The organism is Micromonospora foliorum (assembly GCF_022229015.1).
GTDB lineage: Bacteria > Actinomycetota > Actinomycetes > Mycobacteriales > Micromonosporaceae > Micromonospora > Micromonospora foliorum.
Map to the genome: position 1 here is coordinate 1 of NZ_JAKKFF010000017.1, position 21,985 is coordinate 21,985.

Here is a 21,985-nt window from a genome sequence, read left to right on the forward strand (position 1 = left end):
AGGGTCCGGCGGTCGTACCGGTCGACCAGCACCCCGCCGAAGATCCCGGCGACGACGGACGCCGCGCCCGCGACGGCGGTGAGCAGGCCCATCTGCGCCACCGACCCGGTCGCCTGGAGCACCAGCAGCGGCACCGCCAGATAGGCGAACGAGTCGCCGGCCGCCGAGAGCGACTGGGCGACCCAGTACGTGCCGAAGGCCCGGTCCCGCCAGAGCGGAGCCCGACCGGCGGCGGCAGATCGGCTCATCACGCCAAGGGTAGTGAACGCACCCGTCGGACGCTGGCCGTGGCGGGCGTCACAGTCGGCCGGCTCACCGTCAGCCGGTGCTGGTGAGGTCGGTCGTCGCCGCGAGTTCCGTGACCACGTCCAGGAAGCGGTGCAGCGCGGGTGCGGTGTTGCCCGCCAACCACACCATCTCGGTGTACGTGTGGGCGCCGGCCAGCGGGACGAACACCACGCCGGTGCGGCGCAGGCTGGCCGCCGAGCAGGCGAGCCGGGTGACGCCGAGTCCGGCGGCGACCAGGCCGAGGAGGCTCTGCACGCCGGCCTCCTCCTGAACGACGGTCGGGACGAAGCCCGCTTCCCGGAACTGGTCGTCGTAGGCGCGGTGCCAGGGTTCCCAGGAGCTGCGCGGCGTCATCACCCACGGTTCGTTCGCCAGGTCGGCAAGGGTCAACTCGTCGCGTCCGGCGAGCGCGTGGCCCTCGGGCAGCACCGCGCAGACCGGCTCGGTCGTCAGCCGCCTGGACTCCAGGCCGGCAACGAGCGGGGTCCGGGTGAAGGCGACGTCGAACCGCCCGTCGAGGACGCCCTGCACCAGGGGCGCGATGCTGGTGGTCTCGATGGCCAGGTGCAGGTCGGGGAGGTGGTGGCGGACCGCCCGGACCACCGGGGGCAGCAGGTGGTTGGCGACGGTGGTCAGGAAGGCGAGCCGGAGGTTGCCGACCTCGCCGCGCAGGGCCCGTCCCACCACGGCGACGGCCTGCTCGGCGCGGTCGGTCACGGCGCGCGCCTCGGGCACGAACAGGGCGCCGATGTCGGTGAGGGTGGTGCCGCGGCTGCCGCGGTCGAACAGTTTCGCCCCGAGGACGCGTTCCAGGGCGGTGATCTGCTGCGACAGCGACTGCTGGGCGATCATGAGGCGGGCGGCGGCACGGGTGAAGCTCAACTCCTCCGCGAGGACCAGGAAATAGCGCAGTTGTCGCAGCTCAGGCGTGGCCACAGGAACAGACTGTAGCCACGCCAGGAAGCGTGTGTTGGCCGTCCGCGCAGACCTCCGCGCACGATCGGTGCGAAGGGCGGTGCCGGCACACCGTACGCGAGTACGGCGAGCAGGCACGGCCACCTGAGGACACCACCAGAGGAAGTCGATCATGTCGGAAACACGTGTCACCACGCCGTTCAACGCCCGGTCCACCGCCGCCGAGGTCGTGGCCGGTGTCGACCTGACCGGGCGGCGCGCCATCGTCACCGGCGCCTCCTCGGGCATCGGTGTGGAGACCGCCCGGGCGCTCGCCCTGGCGGGTGCCGAGGTGACCCTGGCGGTACGGGACGTGCGGGCCGGGGAACGGACCGCGCGGGAGATCGGCGCCGGGGCCGCGAACCGGCTGCTCCGGGTCATGCCGTTGGACCTGTCCGACCAGCAGTCGGTCGCCGCGTTCGTGGCCGCCTGGGACGGCCCGCTGCACATCCTGGTCAACAACGCCGGGGTATCGGCGACCCCGGAGATGCGCACCGCGGAGGGATGGGAGTTGCAGTTCGCCACCAACCACCTCGGCCACTTCGCGCTCGCCACCGGGCTGCACCGGGCACTCGCCACGGCGGGTCGGGCCCGTGTGGTGTCGCTGAGTTCCATCGCCCACGTTTCGGCCCCGATGGTCTTCGAGGACGTCAACTTCCGGGAACGCCCCTATGACCGTCTCCTCGCCTACGGCGAGTCGAAGACCGCCACCGCGCTGTTCGCGGTCGAGGCGAACCGGCGCTGGGCCGGCGACGGCATCACCGTCAACGCGGCCAACCCGGGCGCGGTCACCACCAACCTGGGACGGCACCTCACCGAGGAGGACTACGCGAACCTTCCGGCGTACGACTTCAAGACCCCGCAGCAGGGGGCCGCGACCTCGGTGCTGCTCGCCGCCGGGCCGCAGCTGGAGGGCATCGGCGGCCGGTACTTCGAGGACTGCCAGCAGGCGGTGCGTCACGACCCGGCGGACCCGCTGCGCGGCGTCGCCGACCACGCGATCGACCCCTCGGCGGCGGCGCGACTGTGGCAGCTCTCGCTGGACCTGCTCGCCGGTGCACGGGCTGCCTGACCGCAGGGTTTCGCCGCCGGACCGCAATGGGCCCGAACGCCCGGAAACGGCCGCGGGATCCCCCGCGGCCGTTTCCGGAAGGCGCGAAACGCTCAGCCCTTGCGCAGCGGAGCCAGCGCGGTGCTCCAGGCGACCACCTGGTCGAGCGTGGCGGTCAGCGAGTCCTGGTGGAACTGGTTGGGCTTGAAGACGCTGAAGTTCTCGAAGTCGGTGAAGAGCGAGAGCGCGACCTGCGAGCGCACGTCGGCCATCTGCAGCTCACCGGAGATCAGACGCAGGTGCTCGACGGCGCGCGTGCCGCCGACCGAGCCGTAGCTGACGAAGCCGACGGCCTTGTTGTTCCACTCGGCGTAGAGGAAGTCGATCGCGTTCTTCAGGGCGCCCGAGGTCGAGTGGTTGTACTCGGGGGTGACCATGATGAACCCGTCGAACGACGCGATCGTCTCCGCCCACCGCTTGGTGTGCGGCTGGGTGTACTGGCCCATCGAGGGCGGGTACGCCTCGTCGAGGTGCGGCAGCTGGTAGTCGAGCAGGTCGATCAGCTCGTACTCCGCGTCGGAGCGCTGCTTGGCGATATCGAGCACCCAGCGGGCGACGGCCTCGCCGTTACGCCCCGGGCGGGTGCTGCCGAGGATGATCCCGATCCTGGTCATGTGTGGCGCCTTTCAGAGGGTCCTTGCCTGACGACGGGAACGTTAGCCGCTGCTTGATTGGTCAAGCAAATATCCGACCTATGGGCGTGGTCACACGAAGGGTAAGCATTTGCTCAGTCAAACAAGTATGATATGAGGATGTCCAATCCCTCCGCGGCGACCCCGCAACCTCTCACCCCGGACGAGGAATCCCTGGTCCGTGCCCTGGGTCAGGTCATGCACGTCCTGCCCCGCGCGATCGACGCCGACATGGTCGGTGACCGTCAGCTACCGCTCACCGAGTACACCGCGCTGATGAACCTCTCCGAGACACCGGACCGGCGGATGCGCATGAACGAGCTCGCCGCGCTCTGTCACCTCTCCCTCAGCGGCATGACCCGCACGATCATCCGGCTGGAGACGCAGGGCCTGGTCCGGCGGGAACGGTGCGAGGAGGACGCGCGCGGCTCGAACGCCGTCCTCACCGACGCGGGCTTCGCCCGCCTACAGGAGTCCTGGCCCAGTCACCTGGCTGCCGTACGCCGCCGTTTCCTCCAGCACTTCGAGGGCTTCGACCTCGCCCAACTGGCCCGCGCGTTCCAGCGGGCCGGCACGGCGGAGACGACCGACTGAGCCGGCCCGGTCGGTCGCCCCGCCCGGCTCAGCCGGGCAGCCGGCCCTCGGCCACCAGTGCCCACGCCAGCAGCCCGAAGGCGCCGGTCGACGCGACGGCACGGACCACGTTGCCGCGTACCCAGGTGACCTCGAAACGCGACCGCAGGGCCGCGAGGTCGGTGGCGTCGTCGACGTCGCCGGCGCGGGCCAGCACGTTGTTGAGCGGCACGTTGACCACGGCGGTGACACCGAGCACCACCAGGTACAGCAGCAGCGCCGCGACGACCCACGGCAGCACCGCGCGACGCCCGGCCCCCAGGTGCAGCGCCGCCGCCAGCAGCGTGAACAGCAGCGCGCCCCCGAAGCACACCGCGAACCACCCGTTGAGGATCGACTCGTTGATCCGCCGCATGGCGAGCACCAACGTCCGGTCGTCGGTGCGGGCCAGGCCCGGCATGACCGCGTACGCGAAGGCGGCGAACAGCCCGGCGGTCAGGCCGGTGGTCAGGGTGGCGGCGAACAGGCTGGCGGTACGCAGAACTTCCATCCGCCTATTGCATCCGTTGGCGTGCGCGCTGACCAGACGCGATCGCAGTCACCGGGCGGGAGCGTGGGCGGCGAGCGGGTTGGTGAGCGTGCCGACGAACTGGAGCGCCGCCGAGGGGTCGGCCAGGTCGATCATCTGCTGGTTGTCGCGCAGCTGCAGCCGGTTGAGGCAGGACAGCGTGAACTCCGGGGCGAACAGGTCGTAGTGCCGGACCCGCTCGGCCAGGTGCGGCACCCGGTCGAAGTAGTCGGCGGCGCAGGCCGCGACCGTCCGCCAGAAGTCGTCCTCGGCGAGCACACCGGCCTCGACCAGGACCGCGTTGAGGTGCCGCAGGAAGCAGTCCACCACGTCGGTGAAGACGCTCAGCAGCTTGGTGTCGTCGGGCACCTCGACGCGGATCCGTTCCACCGCCGCCGGCAGCTCGACCTTGTCGCTCATCACGGCGATCTCCTCGGCGATGTCCTTGAAGATCACCCGCTGGACCGTGTCCTGCTCGTCGAGGACCAGGATGACGTTCTCGCCGTGCGGCATGAAGGCCAGGTCGTGGGCGTAGAAGCTGTGCAGCAGCGGGGTCAGGTAGGCGTCCAGGTAGCGGCGCAGCCACACCTCGGGCGCCAGGCCGGACCGGGCGATCAGCGCCGCCGCCAGCGAGCCGCCCTCGTCGTCGACGTGCAGCAGCGCGGCCATGGTGGACAGTCGCTGCCCCGGTGCCAGGTCGGGCACCGGGCTCTCCCGCCACAGGGCGGCCAACATCTTTCGGTACGGGGAGGTGCGCTCGGTCGCCGCCTCGTACTGCCGGTGCCGGTAACCCACCGCGGCCCGCTCCCGGATGACGGTCAGGCCGGTGCCGGTCAACACCTCGTCGGCGGCGATCAGGTCGGCCAGCCAGTCGTTGATCGCCGGGGTCGCCGCCATGTACGCGGCCGACAACCCCCGCATGAAGCCCATGTTCAGCACCGACAGGGCGGTCTTGACGTAGTGCCGACCCGGCTCGCTGACGTTGAAGAAGGTCCGGATGGACTGCTGGGCGAGGTACACGTCCGGCCCGGGGCCGAGGTGCACCAGCCGGCGCTCGGCCAGCTCCCCGGCGAAGGTGACCGCCAGCTTGTTCCACCACTGCCACGGGTGCGCCGGGATCAGGTGGTAGTCGGCGAGGTCCAGCCCGAGACCGGCCATGGTGGCCGCGAACCGGGCCCGGGTCTCGGCGTCCAGCTCGCTCTCGATGAGGGTGTCGTAGTCGAGGTCGGCGGCGCTGCTGAACGTCGAGTGGTCCCGGTGCGCGGCCAGCCACTCCAGCCGAACCGGGGCGGCGGCCTCCGGCGCGTACCGGTGGTACTCGTCGACACCGAAGCCGAGCCGCCCGTTGTTCGCCACGAAGCAGGGGTGGCCCTCGGTCATCGAGGTCTCGATGGTCTGGAAGTCCGCCTCGGCCAGCTCGGCGGCGCTCGGCGCGGCCTGGGACAGCTTGTACGCCGTACCCGCCAGCGTCGAGGTGATCTCCTCCAGGTAGACCGGGAGCACCCGCGCGGAGAGCCCGAGGGTGTCGCGCAGTTCGACGATGAGGTCCACCGCGTCCGGGGCCAGGGACGTGCCGTCGCGGTGTCGGGTGATGCTGTCCGCGTCGATCTGCCAGTGCGCCAGGGCGAGCACCCGCGCCACGAACCGGTAGGTGACCGTGCCGTCGTCGCTGCGGACCTCGTACCACTGCCGGTCGTCGGGGCCGGCCACGGCCTGCGGGGTGAGCAGCCGCTCGTGGGTGAACTCCGCGAGCGCCTTGCGGACCAGCAGCCGGTTGGCCCGGGCCCAGCGCTGCGGGGTGAGGTGCCCGACCGGGCCGCCGGAGGCGCTGGCCGCGGTGGTGACGGGCGGGTGGGTGGGGACGGCGGTGGTGGTCACGCCGGGGCTCCTTCGATTCGGGTGGCGGCAGCGCGGTCGGTGGCAGCGCGGTCGGTGGCGGCCTGGAACTGGGCTCGGGTGCAGACGCTGAGCAGTGCGTCCTTCTCGGGCTTGGCGATCGGGCCGACGACGGTGAAGCCGACGGCGGCGTTCAGCGCGTGCACGCCGGTGTTGCGCACGTCCGGTTCGACCACCACCCGCCGGGTCGTCGGGTCGTCGAAGAGCCACGCCATGACGGTGCCGATCACCGCCCGGGTGAAGCCGTGCACGGGCGCGTCGACCGGCGCGCAGAGGAAGTGCATGCCCACGTCACCGGGCTGGTGGTCGTACAGGCCGACCAGCTCGACGTGGGCCGGGTCGTAGCGCTCCGCCAGGAAGGCGGGACTCCCCCGCCACAGCCCGAGGTACGCGTCGTGGTGCGGGTGCTCGGCGATCCGCCGGTACTCCTCGGTCACCTGGGCCAGGTCGGCGTCCTGCATCATCCAGAACGCCGCCTTCGGGTGGGTCACCCAGGCGTGCAGCAGTGCCGCGTCGGTGTCCGGATCGAGCGGCCGCAGCGAAAAGTTGCCGAGCCCCGCGTCGGCATGGGTGAAGACGGCGGTCACGACGACACCCCGAACTCCTGGAAGGTGATGCTCTTCTCGATCGGGTAGTACTCCCGGCCGAGCAGCTCACTGATGATCCAGGAGTTGCGGTAGGCGCCCATGCCCAGGTCCGGTGAGGTGATGCTGTGCGTGTGGGTGCCCGCGTTCTGCAGGAAGATGCCCCGCCCACTGTGGTCGATGCTGTAGTTGCGGGCCACGTCGAAGCGGCCGTGGGCGTCCCAGCGGATCCGGTCCGACACCGGCGCGAGGAACTCCGGCACCCGGTAGTGGTAGCCGGTGGCCAGCACCAACCCCTCGGTACGCAGGGCGAAGTCGCGCTCCTGCTCCACCTGACGCAGCCCCAGCGTGTACTGCCCGTCCTGGTGGTCGGCGCTGACCAGCTCGGTGTTGGTGAGCAGGCGGGTGTTCACCGGCCCGTCCACGCTGCGCGCGTAGAGCAGGTCGAAAATATCGTTGATCAGGTCGGCGTTGATCCCCTTGAACAGGCCCTTCTGCTCGGACTCCAGCCGGTAGCGGGTCGCCTCGGGCAGCGCGTGGAAGTAGTCCACGTAGTCCGGTGAGGTCATCTCCAGGGTCAGCTTGGTGTATTCGAGCGGGAAGAACCGCGGCGACCGGGTCACCCAGTTGAGCTGGTAGCCGTACCGGTCGATGTCGCCGAGCAGGTCGTGGTAGATCTCGGCGGCGCTCTGCCCGCTGCCCACCACGGTGATGCTGCGCTTGGTACGCAGCGCCGCGCGGTGCTCCAGGTAGCGCGAGTTGTGCACGGCGTCGCCGGGCAGCTCGGCCACGGCCGGGGGCAGGTGCGGCGGGGTGCCGGTGCCGAGCACCAGGTGCCGGGCCCGGTATTCCACCCTCTCCCCCGTGCCGGTGCTGACCCGCACCACGTACCGCTCGTCGGCGGGGTCGAACTCCACTGTGGTCACGGTCTGACCGAAGCGCAGGTTGGGCAGTTTCGCCGCCGCCCACCGGCAGTAGGCGTCGTACTCGCTGCGCAAAGGGTAGAAGCTCTCCCGGATGTAGAACGGGTAGAGCCGGCCGATCTCCTTGAGGTAGTTGAGGAAGGAGTACGGCGAGGTGGGGTCGGCGAGGCTGACCAGGTCGGCGATGAACGGGGTCTGCAACCGGGCCGACTCCAGCAGCATGCCGGGGTGCCAGGCGAGGCTCGGCCGGGCCTCCAGGAACACCCCGTCCAGCTCGTCGATCGGCGCGGTGAGGCAGGCCAGGCCCAGGTTGTACGGGCCCAGCCCGATGGCGATGAAGTCGTGGGTGGACATCGGGGTCTCCAGGCGCGGGTTCAGGTTCATCGGCGTCAGCCGACGTGGCAGGTCAGGTCGGCGGCGGCGTGGTCGTGCACGTACCGGCCGGCGTGGGTGGCGATCAGGTCGAGCACGTACCCGACGTCGTCGACTGTGGTTTCCGGGTTGAGCAGGGTGAACTTCAGGAAGTGCCGGCCGTCCACCCGGGTCCCGGCGACCACGGCGAGACCGGACGCCGCGAGGGCCTCCCGGGCGTGCAGGTTGGCGGCGTCGGCCAGCTCCCGGCCGGGGCCGGTGGGCAGGTAGCGGAACACCACAGTGCTCAGCTCGGAGCGGGTCACCACCTCGAAGCGCGGGTCCTCGCTGACCAGTTGCCAGGCGTCGGCGGCCCGGTCGACGACCTCGTCGAAGAGCCCACCGAGCGCGTCGGGGCCCATCACCCGCAGCGTCAGCCAGAGCTTCAGCGCGTCGAAGCGACGGGTGGTCTGCAAACTCTTGTCGACCTGGTTGGGGATCCGCTGCTCCACCATCCGGGCCGGGTTGAGGTAGTCGGCGTGGTAGGTGACGTGCCGCAGCGTCCGCCGGTCACGGACCAGCAGCGCGCTGGAGCTGACCGGCTGGAAGAACGACTTGTGGAAGTCGACGGTGACCGAGTCGGCCCGCTCGATGCCGTCGAGCAGGTGCCGGCGCGTCGGCGAGACGAGCAGACCGCAGCCGTACGCGGCGTCCACGTGCAGCCAGACGCCGGCTGCCGCGCAGATCCCGGCCAGTTCGGTGAGCGGGTCGATCGAGCCGAAGTCGGTCGTGCCGGCGGTGCCGACGACTGCCATCACCACCAGCCCGTCCTGGCGGCACCGCACGATCTCCGCACGGACGGCGGCCGCGCTGATCCGCCGGCGGGTGTCGGTGGCCACCGCGATCACCGCGTCCGGGGCCAGACCGAGCAGCTTGGCCGACTTCTGCACGCTGAAGTGACCGGCGGCGGAGGTGATCACCCGCAGCCGGGGCAGCAGCTCGGCGCGCGCCGCCGGGCCGATGGCGTCGACGCACGCCTCCTCCCGGGCCAGCAGCAGCGCCTGGAGGTTGGACTGGCTGCCCCCGCTGGTGAAGATGCCGTCCGCGTGCGGACCGAGGCCGATCCGCTCAGCCGTCCAGTCGATCAGCCGCCGCTCGATGAGGGTCGCCCCGGCGCTCTGGTCCCAGGTGTCCAGCGAGGAGTTCACGGCGGTGAGCACCGCCTCACCGAGCAGCGCCGGGATGGCCACCGGGCAGTTGAGGTGGGCCAGGTAGCGGGGGTGGTGGAACCAGACGGCGTCGCGCAGGTAGACGTTCTCCAGTTCGTCGAGGGCGGCGCCGGCGTCGCCCAGCGGACGGTCCAGGTCCACCCGGTCGACCAGGGGGGCCAGCTCGGCCGGCGTGATTCCGGTGCCGGGACGGTCCACGGTGGCCACTCGCCGGGCGACCCGGTCGACGCCGTCGGCGATCGTCCGGCGGTACTGCTCGACCGAGCCGCCATGCAGCAGCTGGGCCCGCGCGGCGGTTGGCGCCGGTGGCGGCGTGGTGGTCTCGACGGGGTACGTCGGCACGGTCACGGAATGTCCTTCCACGTTCTCGACGAGGGGCAGCCGGAACCCTCCCCGGCGCGGCGGTGCGCCTCGGGGCAGTGCTGCCGATCAGTTGGGGTCGTCAGTCAGGCGGTGGCGCCGGCCAGCGCCTCGGCACGCAGGTCCTCTTCGGAAAGCCCGCGTCGCCAGTAGCCGGCGAAGGTCACCCTCCGACGGTCGAAGCCGCGCTCGTCGACGAGGTGCCGACGCAGCGCCCGCACCACGCCGGACTCACCGGCGATCCAGGCGTACGGGGTGCCGCCGGTGGGGAGCCGGGCGGCGCGGACCGAGCTGACCAGCAGGTCGCTGCCGGGCGGGGTGCTGCCCCGCACGATCCACCTGATCTCGGCGTCGGCCTCGGTGGGCAGGTCGGTGATGTCGGCGGCGTCGGGCACCTCGATCCAGGCGCGGACGCGGGCGCCGGCGGGCAGCCAGGCCAGGATGCCCTCGATCGCCGGCAGCGCGGTCTCGTCGGCGGCGAGCAGCACGAGGTCCGTGGCGTCCGGCGGGCGGAAGCAGACGCTGCGGTTGTCGGGCAGCGCCGGGCCGAGCAGCACCACCCGGTCGCCCGGACCGGCGAGGGCGGCCCAGCGGGAGGCGGGACCGGTGTCGCCGTGGCTGACGAAGTCGATGTCGACCTCGGTGTCGGCCGGGCGGTGCTCCCGGATGGTGTACGAGCGCAGCACCGCGCGGACGTCCGCCGGCAGTGCCCGCCAGCCGCCGAACCAGTCCTCGCCCTGCTCGACCGGGACCACCGGGGCGTCCTGCCCGGGGTGCGGCAGGAACAGCGAAACGCTCTGGTCCCGGCCGCCACCGGCGAAGTCGGCCAGCTCGGCGAGGTGCCGCAGGGTGGCACCGGATACCGCCGGGATGTCGTCCAGGGCTTGCAGCAGCGACAGGGCGTCGTCCGGGGCGTACACCAGGATGGGGACCCGCCACCCGGCCAGGGTGAGCCGGCCGCGGGCCGCGGGTGCGACGGTGGTCCGGATCAGCTCGGGTGAGTCGGTCGGCGCTCCCGCCAGGGTGGGCAGGGTGAGCAGCGCGGTGTCCGGCCGGGTCGGCTCGGCGGCGTCGGCGAGGACGGCGGCCAGGTCGGTGTGCCCGGCGGCGAAGGGGTGCGGGCGTTCCCGGGCGGGTCGGCCCGAGCGCGAAGCGGGAATCGGTGCGGTGCTGTCCTCGGCCCAGACGGCGAGGCCGCCGGTCGAGCTGTCGCCGGGCAACCACAGCCCGTGGATGACCAGCACCTGCTCCCCCTCGTCGCCGCCCGCGCCCAGAATAGGCGGCCCCGCTGACCGGACCGAGGCGCCCCACCTGCGCGATCTCGCGGTTTGTGGCGGCGTTCTGCGAGTTGTGCCCGTTTCCTCGTCACAGAACGCGCAGGATCGCGTGGCGCTGGGGACGCTTGAGCGGCAACGGTAGCGTCGGCGTCGTGGTCGATCTGCTGGTCCTTGGCGGGCTCGGGGTGGATGTGCGGGTTCGGGTGCCCGCGCTGCCGCTGCCGGCTGCCGACTCCCACACCGTCGAGCCGATCGAGCTGCGGATCGGCAACACCGGTGCCGGCGTGGCGTTGGCCGCCCGGGCGCTCGGCCTGCGGGTGCTGGTGGTCGACACCCTCGGTGCGGATCCGGCCGGTGAGCTGGTCCGGGCGGCGCTGACCCGGGCCGAGGTGCCGGCGCGGCTGGCCGAGCACCGGGGCGGCACCCGCCGATCGGTGAACCTGGTGGACCTTGATGGGCGGCGAACGTCGCTGTACGACCCGCGCCCGTGGCAGGGCCCTCCGCCGTTTTCCGACATCGAGGTGGCCGCACTGGCCCGCGACGCCCGGCACGTACACCTTTCGATCATGGATTGGGCGGTGCCGTTGCTGCCCGCCGTGCGGGCCGCCATTCCGGCGGGCGTGGCGCTCTCCACCGACCTGCACGACTGGGACGGCGAGAACACCTACCATCAGCCGTTCGCCGAGGTCGCCGACCTGGTTCTGCTGAGCGGGGTGCGGTTGGGCGACCGGGCCGCGTCGCTCGCCGGCACGCTGGCGCCCCGGACGGTGGTGGTGACCCGTGGCGCGGACGGCGCCGAGCTGTACCCGGGCGACGGGACGGCGGTGCCGGTGCCGCCCGCCGCACCGGGAAAGCCGGTGGTGGACAGCAACGGGGCGGGCGACGCCTTCGCGGCCGGCCTGATCGCCGGCCGGTTGCGCGGCGAGCCACTGGAGCGTGCCGCCCGGTACGCCGCGCGGGTCGCCGCTGCGGCCTGTACGCATGACGGGATGGAGTATCCGCCGGGCCTGCTGCCCACCGGTTGACGGCCGACGACCTGCGGCGACCCGGGGTTCAGAACGCGCCGGACTCGCCGTCGGTCAACTCGCGCAGGATGTCGGCGTGACCCGCGTGCCGGGCCGTCTCCTCGATCATGTGCACCAGGATCCAGCGCACCGACACCTCACCGAGCTGCGGGTGCGGCACCACGTGGTCGAGGTCCACGCTCGCGGCGACCGCCCGGGAACGGGCGCAGGCCCGCTCGTACGCCTCGGTGAGCCCGGCGACGGTCTCCTGGTCGCCGAGCGTGAAACTGGCGGCGGCGTCCTCCGCCGAGGTCAGGTAGACGTCGCCGGGCTCGGGGGCCAGCAGGGTCGGAAACCAGTTCCGCTCCACCAGGGTCAGGTGCTTGACCAGGCCGACGAGGGTGGTCGCCGAGGGCACCAGCCGGCGGCGGGCGTCGGCGTCGGAGAGACCGCGCAGTTTGCGCAGCAGCACGGCCCGGTGGAAGTCGAGGAACGCGGTCAGGACGGCGCGCTCGTCGCCGGTGCGGGCGAGCACCGGACCGAGCGTCGGATCGATCGTCTGCTCCATCCGCCGACCCTAGTCACCGGGCGGGTCCCCCGCTGCCCCGCTATCCGCTGCGGGCGAGCGCCACGCCGGGCAGGATGGGCGCATGGCTTCATCCGTGCAGATCCCTCTCGTCGGCGGCACGGCGGACGGGCAGACCATCACCGTCGAACTGGACAGCAACGGCCGGCCTCCGCTGACCCACCACCACCTCGGCTCCGGTGGGCTGGCCGACGCGCAGATCTACGAGTTGGAGACGGCCCGCGAGGAGGCCCGCGAGTGGCGCTACCGGTGGACCGGCCCGGCGGTGTGACCGCCCGCTCAGACCCGGGTGAGGGCCTGGGTGCGCAGGCTCTCCAACACGCCACGGGTGACCTCCGAGGTGCCCCGCGCCTGATCGCACACCTCCGCCACCCGTCGTGCGGTGGCCTCGGCGCGTTGCTCCCGCTCGTCCCAGAGTCGGTCGACCTCGGCCAGCAGCGGCCCCTCGACCTCGCGTTCCACACCGCGTAGCGCCGGCACACCGAGCCGTTGGGCAAGGTCGAAGACCTTGCCGGCGTACGGCAGGGGCAGGAACGGCGTACCGACCATCGCCGCGAAGATCAGGAAGTGCAGGCGCATGCCGACGGCCAGGTCGAAGTGGCGCATCAGCCCCAGCACCTGCTGCGGAGTGTAGGTGCCGTGCAGAATTCGGCCCCGCTCGGCGGCGACCATGTGCGACAACACCCCGTGGGAGTGCCGGATGTCGTCGCGCTCCATCGGCACGAACAGCACGTACGCGTCGATCCGGTGCACCAGGAAGTCACCGATCTGGGCCAGCAGCCGGTGGTAACCATCCACGTCGAGGCGTTCGGCGGCCCGTCCCGGCTCCCGCACGCTGATCCCGACCAACCGCTTGCCGACCGGCACACCCTCCTCGGCCAGCAGGTGGGCCGGGAACTCCTCCGGTTGCAGGAGGAACGCCGGGTCCGCGGTGACCGTGATCGGGTTGAGCAGACCGGCCTCCTCCAGCACCATCCGGGACTCCTGGTCCCGGACGGTCACCTGGGTCGCGCTGGCGAGAGTTTCCCGGACCATGCCGGTGTCCACCCCGTCGCTGAGTGGCCCGACCCCCACCGCGTACGTGATCAGTGGCAGGCCCCGCTCCTGGGCGACCCGGACCACCCGTAGGTAGCGGCGGGCCTCCCGGTCGTAGAGGATGCCGCCGCCGCCGAGGATGAGCAGGTCGAGCTGGGCCAGGACCAGGGCGGAGTCGGTACGGCTCACGCCCTCCCAGGGCACCGCTTCGACGTCCGGGTGCGCGGCCCGGGTGTGCTCCGGGTTCCGGGAGAAGACGATGATCCGGGCGTTCGGTTCCTGCGTACGCAGATCGGTGAGCAGACCGGTGAGGATCGCCTCGTCGCCAAGGTTTCGCCCACCGTACGAACCGAGCACACCGATGGTCAGTCCGGCGCCATGCGTCATCCGTCGCTCCTCCCCAGGTGCGGTCCGCGCCGGTTTCCCGCTGGGCAGGTGAACAGTCCTGCCGAGGGGACCCGGCCCTGGGTGGCCGTCGGGTCAGCTCACCGGCGTAAGGCGCTTCGCCATCTGCTGCGAGGTGACCTCGAAGCCCAGACTGCGGTAGAGGCCGATCGCCACGGTGTTCGTACCGAAGACGTTCAGCCCCAGCTCGGGCACGCCGAGGTGGGCGAGTTCGGCCTCGATGAGCTGAATCATCCGGCGCGCGTAACCGCGTCCCCGGTGCTCCTCGTGCACCTCGATGTTGTGGATCCACGCCTGGTCCGGGGCGGCGGCCGTGGGCAGGGTCACCCAGATCCAGCCGACCTCGGTGTCACCGACCCGGCCCATCCGCAGCAGCGCCCCCTCGGTGTCCGCGCCCGCCGGCAGCGACTCCCGGATCTGGGTGACCGACCGTTCGAGGGCCGCCTCCGGGGTCATCCCCCGGTGCGCCACCAGGTCCTCGGCGAACCCCTGCTCCAGTGACCCCAGCAGGCGGTCCAGCTCCGGTGCGGTCATCGGCGTCAACGTCAACTCCACCGCGTCTCCCCCTTCGTCGTCGGCAGCGGGTAGTGCAGCAGAACCGGCCCGGACACGCCAACGCTTTCCTCGCCCCGGGCGGGCGGACGGCCGGGGGTACGCCGCTGGCCGCCGTCCGCCTGACTCGACGGAGCACTGGTTGACCCTGGTCAGGGTGCCGTCGGCGTTGACTCCAACCGGCGTGCCAGCTGCGCCAGGTCGTGCAGGCGCAGGTCGCCGTCGAGCCCCTTCAGCGCGGCGGTCATCGCCCCCGCCGCCCGCCCGGCCCGCAGGCCGACCTCGGCGTCCTCGACGACCAGACACCGTCCCACGGGTACGCCCAGCAGCGCCGCGCCCCGCAGATATCCCTCCGGGTCCGGCTTGCCGACGCTGACGTCCTCCACCGTGACCAGCACCGGTGCCTTGATGCCGGCGGCGTCGAGCCGCGCCTCGGCGAGCCGCCTGTCGGCGCTGGTCACCACGGCCCAGGGCAACCCCAGCCGGGCCAACGCGTTCAGCAGCTCGTGCGCCCCCGGGGTGGCCGTCACGTCGGACAGGTCGTCGTACTGCAACGCCAACTGCCGGGCCGCGCCAACGGCGACCGCCGCCTCGTCCAGCGCGGGCAGCAGCCGGCGGATGGTCCGGTCGGCCGGGCTGCCGTGCGCGATCGCCAACGCCGCCGCCGGGGCGACGGCGTACTCGGCGGCCCACCGCTCCCAGGCCCGCTCGACGGCGGCGTCGGAGTCGACCAGGGTGCCATCCATGTCGAACAGCACCGCGCCAATGCCTGCCAGTTCCACGACCACGCTCCCCGAATCGCCCGCCCAGCGAGGGTAGGACGGCGATGGTCTGCCACTCCCCCGAGGCACGCAACTTCGGTGGCGGGTATCGGACCTGGAGGTCGGAGCGAGGGGTCCGATAGCCGCCAGACGGGAGGTCGGCACGGCCAGATGATCGTTTGCATGACGACGACACTCAACGACAAGGTCGCCCTGGTGACCGGGGGCTCCCGGGGCATCGGCGCCGGCATCGCACTGCGCCTCGCACAGGACGGGGCCGACGTGGCGCTGACCTACCGGCAGGACGCCGAGCGGGCCGCGATGGTGGTGAAGCAGATCGAGGCGCTGGGCCGCAGGGCGCTGGCGATCCAGGCGGACGGCGCCGACCCGGCCGCCGTGCAGGGCGCGGTCGACCGGGCGGCCGCCGAACTGGGCCGGCTGGACATCCTGGTGAACAACGCCGCGGTGTTCCTGGTCGGCGCCGTGGACGAACTCGGCTCGGCAGAGCTGGAGCAGACGATCGCGGTAAACGTCCGGGCACCGTACGTCGCCGCGCGGGCGGCCCTGCGGCACCTGGGCGACGGCGGACGGATCATCAGCATCGGCAGCAACGTCGGTGAACGGGCGGTCTTTCCCGGGCTGACGCTCTACGCGATGAGCAAGACCGCCCTGGTCGGGCTGACCCGGGGCCTGGCCCGTGAGCTGGGCCCACGGGCCATCACCGTCAACCTGGTCAACCCCGGGCCGACGGACACCGACGCCAACCCGGCGGACGGACCGAACGCGGCGGCGCTAAGCGGATTCACCGCCGTCGGCCGGTACGCTCGCCCCGCCGATATCGCGGCCACCGTCGCGCACCTGGCCAGCCCCGAGGCCAGCTACGTGACCGGTGCGGTGGTCAACGTGGACGGCGGCTTCACCAGCTGAGGAACCCCGGGCGGCGTCAACGCGCCATCCGGCGTCGCCCGACCTCAACCATCTCCTGGGCGGGAGGCGGCGGGCGCCCACCACCGGCTACTGAGCGGCGTCGGGATCCAACACCGGGCGTACCGCGTCGACGAACGAGATCCGGCGATTCGTCCGTACCTCGATCGCCGCGAGCCAGCGCTCCCGGTGCCGGTCGCGCAGCGGCGCGCTCCCGTCGCCCGGATCGGCACCGAACCGGCGCTGGTCGGCGTACTCCGTGGTGAGGCTTGTCAACACGGCCCGGCCGGCCGCCGCGACCTCCGCCGGGCCCTCCAGCAACACCAGGTTGTACGCCTCGTCCACGGCGCGCATCGCCGCGTACGCCTCGTCGTAGCCGGGCACCGGCTCACCCCCGCCGACGTCCAGCCACCGCCGGTCCAACTGCCGGTACGCCTGGTCGCAGGCGCTCAGGAACCGGACGTACGCGTCCCGCCGCAGCTCGTGCCGCCGCGTGGCCCGGCGCTCGACACTCTCCTGCCGGGCGACGGTGAGCTGGTGGGCCAGTTGGCGACGGGTGCTGAGCGCGCCGACCAGACCGGTCAGGGCGGCGGCGGCCAGGGTGGACAGAGAGGTGATCAGCGCGACGGCGACGGTGTCCTGCACCCGCCCATCATGGCGTTGCCGGTTCGGTCCCGCCCACTGGGCACCGACGCCTTCCTGGTTGACGTGACCAAGTGATGAGAAATAGGCGCCAGGCCCATTCCTGACCTACTTTTCATCACTTGATCACTCCAGATCCGCAAGCTCGGCAACCGGTCGAGCAGGACAACCCGGTCGAGGCCTCTATCTCGCGGCAGTTGAGCGTGACACACTTCGAATATGAGCGAGCCGCCGACGCCTGACTCTGTTATCGAATGGTTTTTGGGGCTATTGTTCGGCTCCCCCTCCTTGGTGGTCTCAACATTTCTGGTAGTGAGCACCCTGTGGGCCTGGTGGAGTTTCGGGCGAGATGCGGTAAGTGTGACCTCAGTCTTACTGGACCGCTCGCACGACCAGTTCAGGCTCGGATCGTTCAAAGTGCAGGCCACGTTACGGATGGCGGCGGCCTGGAGCATCCTCTACCTGGCGGCCTCGTTTGTGACCCAGATTTGGGCCGGCTCTCAGTTCTCGCCGGAGCAGGGAGGCGGGCTCAGGGAACTCCTGCAGTGGTCGGGCATTTTCGGTCTCATTGCGGCCGCCGGCTGCCTCTACCTTGTTCCATCGCGAGCACCGAAGCATGGAGATCAACACTGGGCACCGCTGCTCGGTGTTTTCGGTGGATATCTTCTCGGCCTCGTGTGGGCCGTGCTGGCCTTTACTCAGAAGGGCGGGCCAGACCCGGGGGACTGGTGGGTCTGCCCCGCGATGAGCTGCGTCGGCGTCCTCGGGTCCGCTCTGCGGATGAGGAAGAAGTCGGTTCAGTCGTGGAGGGATCACCAACCGGCCTGAGCGACCTGGTGTTTCAGGCCAGCTCCGGCGTGAAGCTGGGCTTCCCATTCCACCGGCTGGTAGCCACGGTCACCACGAGATGGCGGCCGGCCGGTACGTCGACCTCCTGTTCTGCTGCTTGGATGTGGCCCTGTTGCAACTGACAACGGATGCGATGAAGGCCCGGAGCGACCAGGCGAGTGACGCTCTCGCCGCCGCCGAGATTTCCCACGTGGTCGGAGTCGATCCACACCGCCAATGGCACCCATTTACCTTGCACTCGTGCCACTCTCCTGACCTCAAGCCGTGCTTGACCGCCGGGCGAAACCACGCCGCAGTTGGGGCAGTTTGGCGCGCTATCCGCCACTCTGTGGCCACATTCACGACACGACACCAGCGCCATATCTGGGAATCCTCTCTCCATGCTGGACCCGCTCGGGCATCGCTAGGTTCGGTCCCACCAGAGCCTGTCTTTTTACCGTACGGGCGCCACCGAGGATTCTTCGTGTCAGATTGCCGCCAAGGCTCTGGCCAGTTCCTGAGTCTGCTCGCGTGCCGACCAGCCCGGTCGGGACGCCGCCGGGCTGGCTGAAGTTGCGCTACCTCTGGATGTCAGGGCAGTTCGTAGCCGGCTTCCTCGACTGCGGCACGCACCTCGGCGATGTCGAGAGGTCGATCGCTCGTCACCGTGGCGGTGTCGCGTTCGACGTCCACCGCCACGGCGGTGACACCGGGAATCCGTTCGATCTCTTCGGCGACGAAGCGTGCGCAGTGTCCGCAGGCCATACCGATCACCCGATAGCTGCTGAGGGTCATGCCGGCAACTGCCTTCGGTCGGGCGCCCCTCGTGGCGAGGGCTCCGAGCTGACCTCGGCTGGGGCGACACCGTTGGCCTTCATCGGGACCGAGCGGGTGAGCATGTGCGCCCGGCGCATCCGCCCATCGACCGCGAACTGCCCAAAGAAGTAGACGTCCACACTGCCCTCGCGCTTCAAGGTCTGGAAATGCAGCGTGTAGCGGGCAGCGATCCGGTCCCCGTCTCCTACCGCCTCGTGCACCTCCCACCGGGCGCCGGTCTGGTGCTTCCGCGCCGGGCGGGTGTGCGCGATGAGCTTGGCGCGGTCCATCAGGATGCCGTCGGCGACCTGCACAATGTCGGGCGTGTGGTACCGGTCGACGACCACCGCCGGATCCTCGTCGCCGTGAACCAGATCACCCATGAAGGAGGCGAAGAAGTTGGCGATGAACTCCTTCGGATCGATGTCGGCGAAATCGCCCATGTCACCACCGCCAGCTCGTGATCCGGCGAATCTTTACGGCTTGTAAAATATCGACCTCCGAGAACTTTGGCAAGGTGTAAGAGATGAGTGGCTCAGCAGACCGCAACCGACGCGCCGACGCGCGCCGCAACAACAGCACGATCCTCGACGCGGCGGTCCGACTGCTCGACGCGCAACCCGACGCGAGCCTCGACGCCATCGCCGGCGCCGCCGGGGTGACCCGGCAGACTGTCTACGCCCACTTCCCGTCCCGCGAGCACCTGATGGCAGCCGTCGTCCGACGGATCACCGACCAGGCTGTCGCCGCGATGGACGCCGCCGAGCCGGACAACGGATCCGCCACGGACGCGCTGATCCGCGTCCTCGAGGCCGGCGCCCAGACCGCCGGGCGCTACCCGGCCCTCATCCAGCAGATCGCGTCGATTCCGGTGAGCCCGCACATCGACGAGGAACGCCACGCACCGGTAGCCGACCGAATCAGCCGAGTGATCCGGCGGGGTCAGACAATCGGCGAGTTCGACAATGGACTCCCGGCCGACTGGCTGGCCGCGATCACCATCAAGATCGGCCATGCCGCGGGCGAGGAGGTCGACGCCGGCCGGATGTCCTCGGCCGCAGCCGCCGACGCGCTGCGTACCGTCCTGGTCAGGCTGCTGCGGCCCCGAGGGTGACCATGCGTACGCGGTAACGTGAGTCCGTGGCCGAGATGTCGCCGACCTGGACGCTGCAGGGCCCGGAGGTCGAGATCAGCCTTCTCAGGGCGCCCACCGACCGCCTCCCCGACGACGCCGGGACGCTTCTCTGGTCGAGCTGGCGGCCCTGCGGGCACTCTGGCACCAGCACAAGCCAGGTGACAGCTCGGTCGGTGCTGGTGGGCGCGGCAGGTTTCGAACCTGCGACCCCTCGCTTGTAAGGCGAGTGCTCTCCCACTGAGCTACGCGCCCGGATCGCCCTGTGGCGGGCCGGTGGCTGGCAAGCTTACCTGCCCGCCACCGACCCGGGCGCACGGCGTACCCCGGTCAGGTGGTCGCTTCCGCGATGGCCTTGCGCCAGCCCTGCTGGTCGCGGGCCTCGCCCGGGCCGTTCATCTCGGCGAAGCGGACCACGCCGGTCCTGTCGATGACGAAGGTGCCCCGGTTGGCGAAGCCGGCCACGTCGTTGAAGACCCCGTACGCCTGGGCGACGGCGCCGTGCGGCCAGAAGTCGGCCAGCATGGGGAACTGGTAGCCCTCACGGTCGGCCCAGATCTTGTGGCTGTAGGCCGAGTCGACGCTGATGGTCAGCACCTGGACGTCGTCGTTCACGTAGTCGCCGAGGTTGTCGCGTACCTCGCCCAGCTCGCCCTGGCAGGTGCCGGTGAAGGCGAGCGGGTAGAAGACCAGCAGCACGGTGCGCCTGCCCCGGAAGTCCGAGAGTCGGACCTCCTGGTTGTTCTGGTCCTTGAGCACGAAGTCCGGTGCTTCGGTACCAACCTCGATGGGCATGCGAACTCTCCTCGCGTCGAGTCGGGTGAACGGCGCAGCCTGCAACCCGGCGGTGGGCGGACCGTCGGGCGAGCGGAGCGGCGGTGGCTACTTCTTGACCTTGGCTCCTCGACGCAGCACCAGACGTGCGCCGCTCCAGTCCCGGCCGGCGTTGACGGTCGAGGTCTGCTGAAGGCCGGCGGTGGGCGCGGACTCCGCGACCTCGCTCGGCTCGACGTGCCCCTCGCGCCCCGCCTTCGGGGTGAGCAGCCACACGACGCCGTTGTCGGCCAGCGGGCCGAGGGCATCGACGAGCAGCTCGAAGAGGTCACCGTCGCCGTCGCGGTACCACACCAGCACGGCGTCGACCACCTCGTCGGTGTCCTCGTCGACCAGATCTCCACAGCGGTCGGTCAGGGCGTCTCGGAGATCCTGGTCGACGTCGTCGTCGTACCCCATCTCCATGACGACCATCCCCGGTTCGATTCCGAACCGGTCCGCCAGGCTGCGTACCCCGTCGGCGGCCTGACCAGCGGTCGCGCTCACTGTCGCGTGCCTCCTCATCTCGTCCCTGCTCGCGGCGTCGGCGACGCCGTCAGGCAAAGTCCACACAGTTGTGCGTCTGCGCGCAAGTGGCGCACCGGGTGGAACGGAATTTACCGTGCCAGCAGCGTACGGGCACCGTCGGTAATGGCTTCAGCGGAGACCAGTACGTGACGTGCTGCCGGACCTAATGGTACAAACGAGTCAACTCCCGCCACTCGACGTGCGGCTCCGACATATCCGGCGTCGACCAGCGCGGCGATCACGCCCTCGCCGACCCCGCCGGAGCGGCGCGTCTCGTCCACGACCAGCACCCGACCGGTCGCCGAGGACTCCCGGATGATGTCCGCCACCGGCAGTGGGGCCAGCCACCGCAGATCCACCACGCGGGTGCCCACCCCCTCCTCGGCGAGGACGGCCGCCGCCCGCAGCGACATCCGCACCCCGTTACCGAAGGTGATGATGGTGAGGTCGTCCGCCGAGCCGACCCGGTAGACCCGGGCCCGTCCGATCGGCACGTGCCCGGCCACCCACCCGCCCGGCTCCGGATAGCCGGCCAGCCACTCACCGTCACCATCCGCGTACAGGTCGCGGGTGTGGTAGAGCGCGATCGGCTCCAGGAACACGCAGACACTGCCGTCCACCGCCGCGCTCGCCAGACAGGTCCGCAGCATGGGCGCGGCATCGTCCGGCCGCGCCGGCACCGCGACCACCAGACCGGGCACATCCCGGAGTACGGCCACCGAGTTGTCGTTGTGGAAGTGCCCGCCGAACCCCTCCTGGTACGCCAGGCCCGCCACCCGCACCACCATCGGGTTGCGGAACGCCCCCTGCGAGAAGAACCGCATGGTGGCCGCCTCGCCGCGCAGCTGGTCCTCGGCGTTGTGCAGGTACGCCAGGTACTGGATCTCCGGCACCGGCAGCATCCCGGCCAGCCCGGCACCGAGGCCCAGCCCGAGCACCGACGTCTCGTCGAGCAGGGTGTCGAAGACCCGGGCCGCCCCGAACCGGTCACGCAGCCCCTTCGTCACCCCGTACACACCGCCCTTGGCGGCCACGTCCTCACCGAAGACCGCCATCTGCGGGTGGTCGAGCATCCCGTCGGCGAGTGCGGCGTTGATGCTCTGCGCCAGCGTCATCGGCCCGGCCAGCTCCGGCGGTTTGCCACCGAACGCCTCTTCCCGGGCGCCCGCGCCCGGCCCGCTGGCCCGCGCCGCGGCGTCGGCCACCGCCCGCG

General features: G+C 71.0%; 26 protein-coding genes, 1 tRNA gene and 1 pseudogene. 7 read left to right on the forward strand and 21 right to left on the reverse strand.

Annotated elements, in window-relative coordinates; genetic code table 11:
- Positions 1-248 (reverse strand): annotated as a pseudogene (locus PSH25_RS01680) (MFS transporter); the annotation flags it as partial.
- A gap of 70 nt (positions 249-318) precedes the next feature.
- Positions 319-1,224: a LysR family transcriptional regulator gene (locus PSH25_RS01685; protein WP_238657255.1), complete on the reverse strand. Its 906-nt coding sequence runs from the start codon at positions 1,222-1,224 to the stop codon at positions 319-321.
- A 151-nt stretch (positions 1,225-1,375) separates the two neighbouring features.
- Here PSH25_RS01685 and PSH25_RS01690 point away from each other — a divergent pair, with 151 nt between their 5' ends.
- Positions 1,376-2,314, forward strand: coding sequence for an SDR family NAD(P)-dependent oxidoreductase (locus PSH25_RS01690; protein ID WP_238657256.1), 939 nt, complete (start codon positions 1,376-1,378; stop codon positions 2,312-2,314).
- 92 nt (positions 2,315-2,406) lie between these two features.
- Here the strand turns inward: PSH25_RS01690 and PSH25_RS01695 are convergent, their stop codons facing one another.
- Positions 2,407-2,967: an NADPH-dependent FMN reductase gene (locus PSH25_RS01695; RefSeq protein ID WP_238657257.1), complete on the reverse strand. Its 561-nt coding sequence runs from the start codon at positions 2,965-2,967 to the stop codon at positions 2,407-2,409.
- Between the two features lie 138 nt (positions 2,968-3,105).
- Here PSH25_RS01695 and PSH25_RS01700 point away from each other — a divergent pair, with 138 nt between their 5' ends.
- Entirely contained in the window at positions 3,106-3,579 is a 474-nt protein-coding gene (locus tag PSH25_RS01700; RefSeq protein WP_238657258.1) for a MarR family winged helix-turn-helix transcriptional regulator, read from the forward strand.
- Between the two features lie 28 nt (positions 3,580-3,607).
- On the opposite strand, the gene PSH25_RS01705 is transcribed toward PSH25_RS01700, so the two are convergent.
- From PSH25_RS01705 to PSH25_RS34100, 6 genes are all read right to left on the reverse strand, one after another.
- Positions 3,608-4,108, reverse strand: coding sequence for an anthrone oxygenase family protein (locus tag PSH25_RS01705; RefSeq protein ID WP_238657259.1), 501 nt, complete (start codon positions 4,106-4,108; stop codon positions 3,608-3,610).
- 48 nt (positions 4,109-4,156) lie between these two features.
- Positions 4,157-6,004, reverse strand: coding sequence for an IucA/IucC family protein (locus PSH25_RS01710; RefSeq protein WP_372492694.1), 1,848 nt, complete (start codon positions 6,002-6,004; stop codon positions 4,157-4,159).
- The gene (locus PSH25_RS01715; protein WP_238657260.1) at positions 6,001-6,609 is read right to left on the reverse strand and encodes a GNAT family N-acetyltransferase; all 609 of its coding nucleotides are present in this window, start codon (positions 6,607-6,609) and stop codon (positions 6,001-6,003) included. The genes PSH25_RS01710 and PSH25_RS01715 overlap by 4 nt, the downstream gene beginning before the upstream one ends.
- Positions 6,606-7,883 carry a lysine N(6)-hydroxylase/L-ornithine N(5)-oxygenase family protein gene (locus PSH25_RS01720; protein WP_238657278.1) on the reverse strand — a complete coding sequence of 426 codons (1,278 nt, stop codon included), beginning with the start codon at positions 7,881-7,883 and terminating at the stop codon, positions 6,606-6,608. The genes PSH25_RS01715 and PSH25_RS01720 overlap by 4 nt, the downstream gene beginning before the upstream one ends.
- A 35-nt stretch (positions 7,884-7,918) precedes the next feature.
- Positions 7,919-9,457 carry a pyridoxal phosphate-dependent decarboxylase family protein gene (locus tag PSH25_RS01725; protein WP_238657261.1) on the reverse strand — a complete coding sequence of 513 codons (1,539 nt, stop codon included), beginning with the start codon at positions 9,455-9,457 and terminating at the stop codon, positions 7,919-7,921.
- A 98-nt stretch (positions 9,458-9,555) separates the two neighbouring features.
- The gene (locus PSH25_RS34100) at positions 9,556-10,713 is read right to left on the reverse strand and encodes a siderophore-interacting protein (protein ID WP_372492695.1); all 1,158 of its coding nucleotides are present in this window, start codon (positions 10,711-10,713) and stop codon (positions 9,556-9,558) included.
- Positions 10,714-10,898: 185 nt separating this feature from the next.
- On the opposite strand from PSH25_RS34100, the gene PSH25_RS01740 reads away from it, so the two are divergent.
- Positions 10,899-11,771 carry a carbohydrate kinase family protein gene (locus PSH25_RS01740; protein ID WP_238657262.1) on the forward strand — a complete coding sequence of 291 codons (873 nt, stop codon included), beginning with the start codon at positions 10,899-10,901 and terminating at the stop codon, positions 11,769-11,771.
- A gap of 28 nt (positions 11,772-11,799) precedes the next feature.
- Here the strand turns inward: PSH25_RS01740 and PSH25_RS01745 are convergent, their stop codons facing one another.
- On the reverse strand, positions 11,800-12,318 hold the full coding sequence (locus tag PSH25_RS01745) for a DinB family protein (RefSeq protein ID WP_238657263.1): 519 nt from the start codon (positions 12,316-12,318) through the stop codon (positions 11,800-11,802).
- An 82-nt stretch (positions 12,319-12,400) separates the two neighbouring features.
- Between PSH25_RS01745 and PSH25_RS01750 the strand changes: the two genes are divergently transcribed.
- Positions 12,401-12,607, forward strand: a complete 207-nt coding sequence (locus PSH25_RS01750; RefSeq protein WP_238657264.1) for a DUF8847 domain-containing protein — start codon at positions 12,401-12,403, stop codon at positions 12,605-12,607.
- An 8-nt stretch (positions 12,608-12,615) separates the two neighbouring features.
- Here the strand turns inward: PSH25_RS01750 and PSH25_RS01755 are convergent, their stop codons facing one another.
- The 3 genes from PSH25_RS01755 to PSH25_RS01765 all read right to left on the reverse strand — a co-directional run bounded on the left by PSH25_RS01755 (position 12,616) and on the right by PSH25_RS01765 (position 15,110).
- The gene (locus PSH25_RS01755; RefSeq protein WP_238657265.1) at positions 12,616-13,758 is read right to left on the reverse strand and encodes a polysaccharide pyruvyl transferase family protein; all 1,143 of its coding nucleotides are present in this window, start codon (positions 13,756-13,758) and stop codon (positions 12,616-12,618) included.
- 93 nt (positions 13,759-13,851) lie between these two features.
- Positions 13,852-14,331 carry a GNAT family N-acetyltransferase gene (locus PSH25_RS01760; RefSeq protein ID WP_238657266.1) on the reverse strand — a complete coding sequence of 160 codons (480 nt, stop codon included), beginning with the start codon at positions 14,329-14,331 and terminating at the stop codon, positions 13,852-13,854.
- A gap of 149 nt (positions 14,332-14,480) precedes the next feature.
- Positions 14,481-15,110, reverse strand: coding sequence for an HAD-IA family hydrolase (locus tag PSH25_RS01765; RefSeq protein WP_238657267.1), 630 nt, complete (start codon positions 15,108-15,110; stop codon positions 14,481-14,483).
- A gap of 162 nt (positions 15,111-15,272) precedes the next feature.
- On the opposite strand from PSH25_RS01765, the gene PSH25_RS01770 reads away from it, so the two are divergent.
- Positions 15,273-16,016: an SDR family NAD(P)-dependent oxidoreductase gene (locus tag PSH25_RS01770; protein WP_238657268.1), complete on the forward strand. Its 744-nt coding sequence runs from the start codon at positions 15,273-15,275 to the stop codon at positions 16,014-16,016.
- Positions 16,017-16,103: 87 nt separating this feature from the next.
- On the opposite strand, the gene PSH25_RS01775 is transcribed toward PSH25_RS01770, so the two are convergent.
- A complete protein-coding gene (locus PSH25_RS01775) occupies positions 16,104-16,658 on the reverse strand; it encodes a hypothetical protein (protein ID WP_238657269.1) in 555 nt (184 codons plus the stop codon).
- Between the two features lie 216 nt (positions 16,659-16,874).
- On the opposite strand from PSH25_RS01775, the gene PSH25_RS01780 reads away from it, so the two are divergent.
- Complete coding sequence (locus tag PSH25_RS01780) at positions 16,875-17,483, forward strand: hypothetical protein (RefSeq protein ID WP_238657270.1); 609 nt, start codon at positions 16,875-16,877, stop codon at positions 17,481-17,483.
- Between the two features lie 13 nt (positions 17,484-17,496).
- Here the strand turns inward: PSH25_RS01780 and PSH25_RS01785 are convergent, their stop codons facing one another.
- From PSH25_RS01785 to PSH25_RS01795, 3 genes are all read right to left on the reverse strand, one after another.
- Positions 17,497-17,727: a hypothetical protein gene (locus PSH25_RS01785; RefSeq protein WP_238657271.1), complete on the reverse strand. Its 231-nt coding sequence runs from the start codon at positions 17,725-17,727 to the stop codon at positions 17,497-17,499.
- 347 nt (positions 17,728-18,074) lie between these two features.
- A complete protein-coding gene (locus PSH25_RS01790; RefSeq protein ID WP_238657272.1) occupies positions 18,075-18,278 on the reverse strand; it encodes a heavy-metal-associated domain-containing protein in 204 nt (67 codons plus the stop codon).
- Positions 18,275-18,742 carry a nuclear transport factor 2 family protein gene (locus tag PSH25_RS01795; RefSeq protein WP_238657273.1) on the reverse strand — a complete coding sequence of 156 codons (468 nt, stop codon included), beginning with the start codon at positions 18,740-18,742 and terminating at the stop codon, positions 18,275-18,277. Before PSH25_RS01795 ends, PSH25_RS01790 begins: the two co-directional genes overlap by 4 nt.
- A gap of 83 nt (positions 18,743-18,825) precedes the next feature.
- On the opposite strand from PSH25_RS01795, the gene PSH25_RS01800 reads away from it, so the two are divergent.
- Positions 18,826-19,413, forward strand: a complete 588-nt coding sequence (locus PSH25_RS01800; RefSeq protein WP_238657274.1) for a TetR/AcrR family transcriptional regulator — start codon at positions 18,826-18,828, stop codon at positions 19,411-19,413.
- A gap of 198 nt (positions 19,414-19,611) precedes the next feature.
- On the opposite strand, the gene PSH25_RS01805 is transcribed toward PSH25_RS01800, so the two are convergent.
- The 4 genes from PSH25_RS01805 to PSH25_RS01820 form a co-directional block, all read right to left on the reverse strand.
- A tRNA-Val gene (locus PSH25_RS01805) sits at positions 19,612-19,686 on the reverse strand.
- Positions 19,687-19,761: 75 nt separating this feature from the next.
- Entirely contained in the window at positions 19,762-20,226 is a 465-nt protein-coding gene (locus PSH25_RS01810; RefSeq protein ID WP_238657275.1) for a peroxiredoxin, read from the reverse strand.
- Positions 20,227-20,313: 87 nt separating this feature from the next.
- Complete coding sequence (locus PSH25_RS01815) at positions 20,314-20,751, reverse strand: DUF3052 domain-containing protein (protein ID WP_238657276.1); 438 nt, start codon at positions 20,749-20,751, stop codon at positions 20,314-20,316.
- A gap of 110 nt (positions 20,752-20,861) precedes the next feature.
- Positions 20,862-21,985, reverse strand: a 1,124-nt coding sequence (locus PSH25_RS01820) for an alpha-ketoacid dehydrogenase subunit beta (protein WP_274526860.1), incomplete at its 5' end; no start/stop codon positions are given.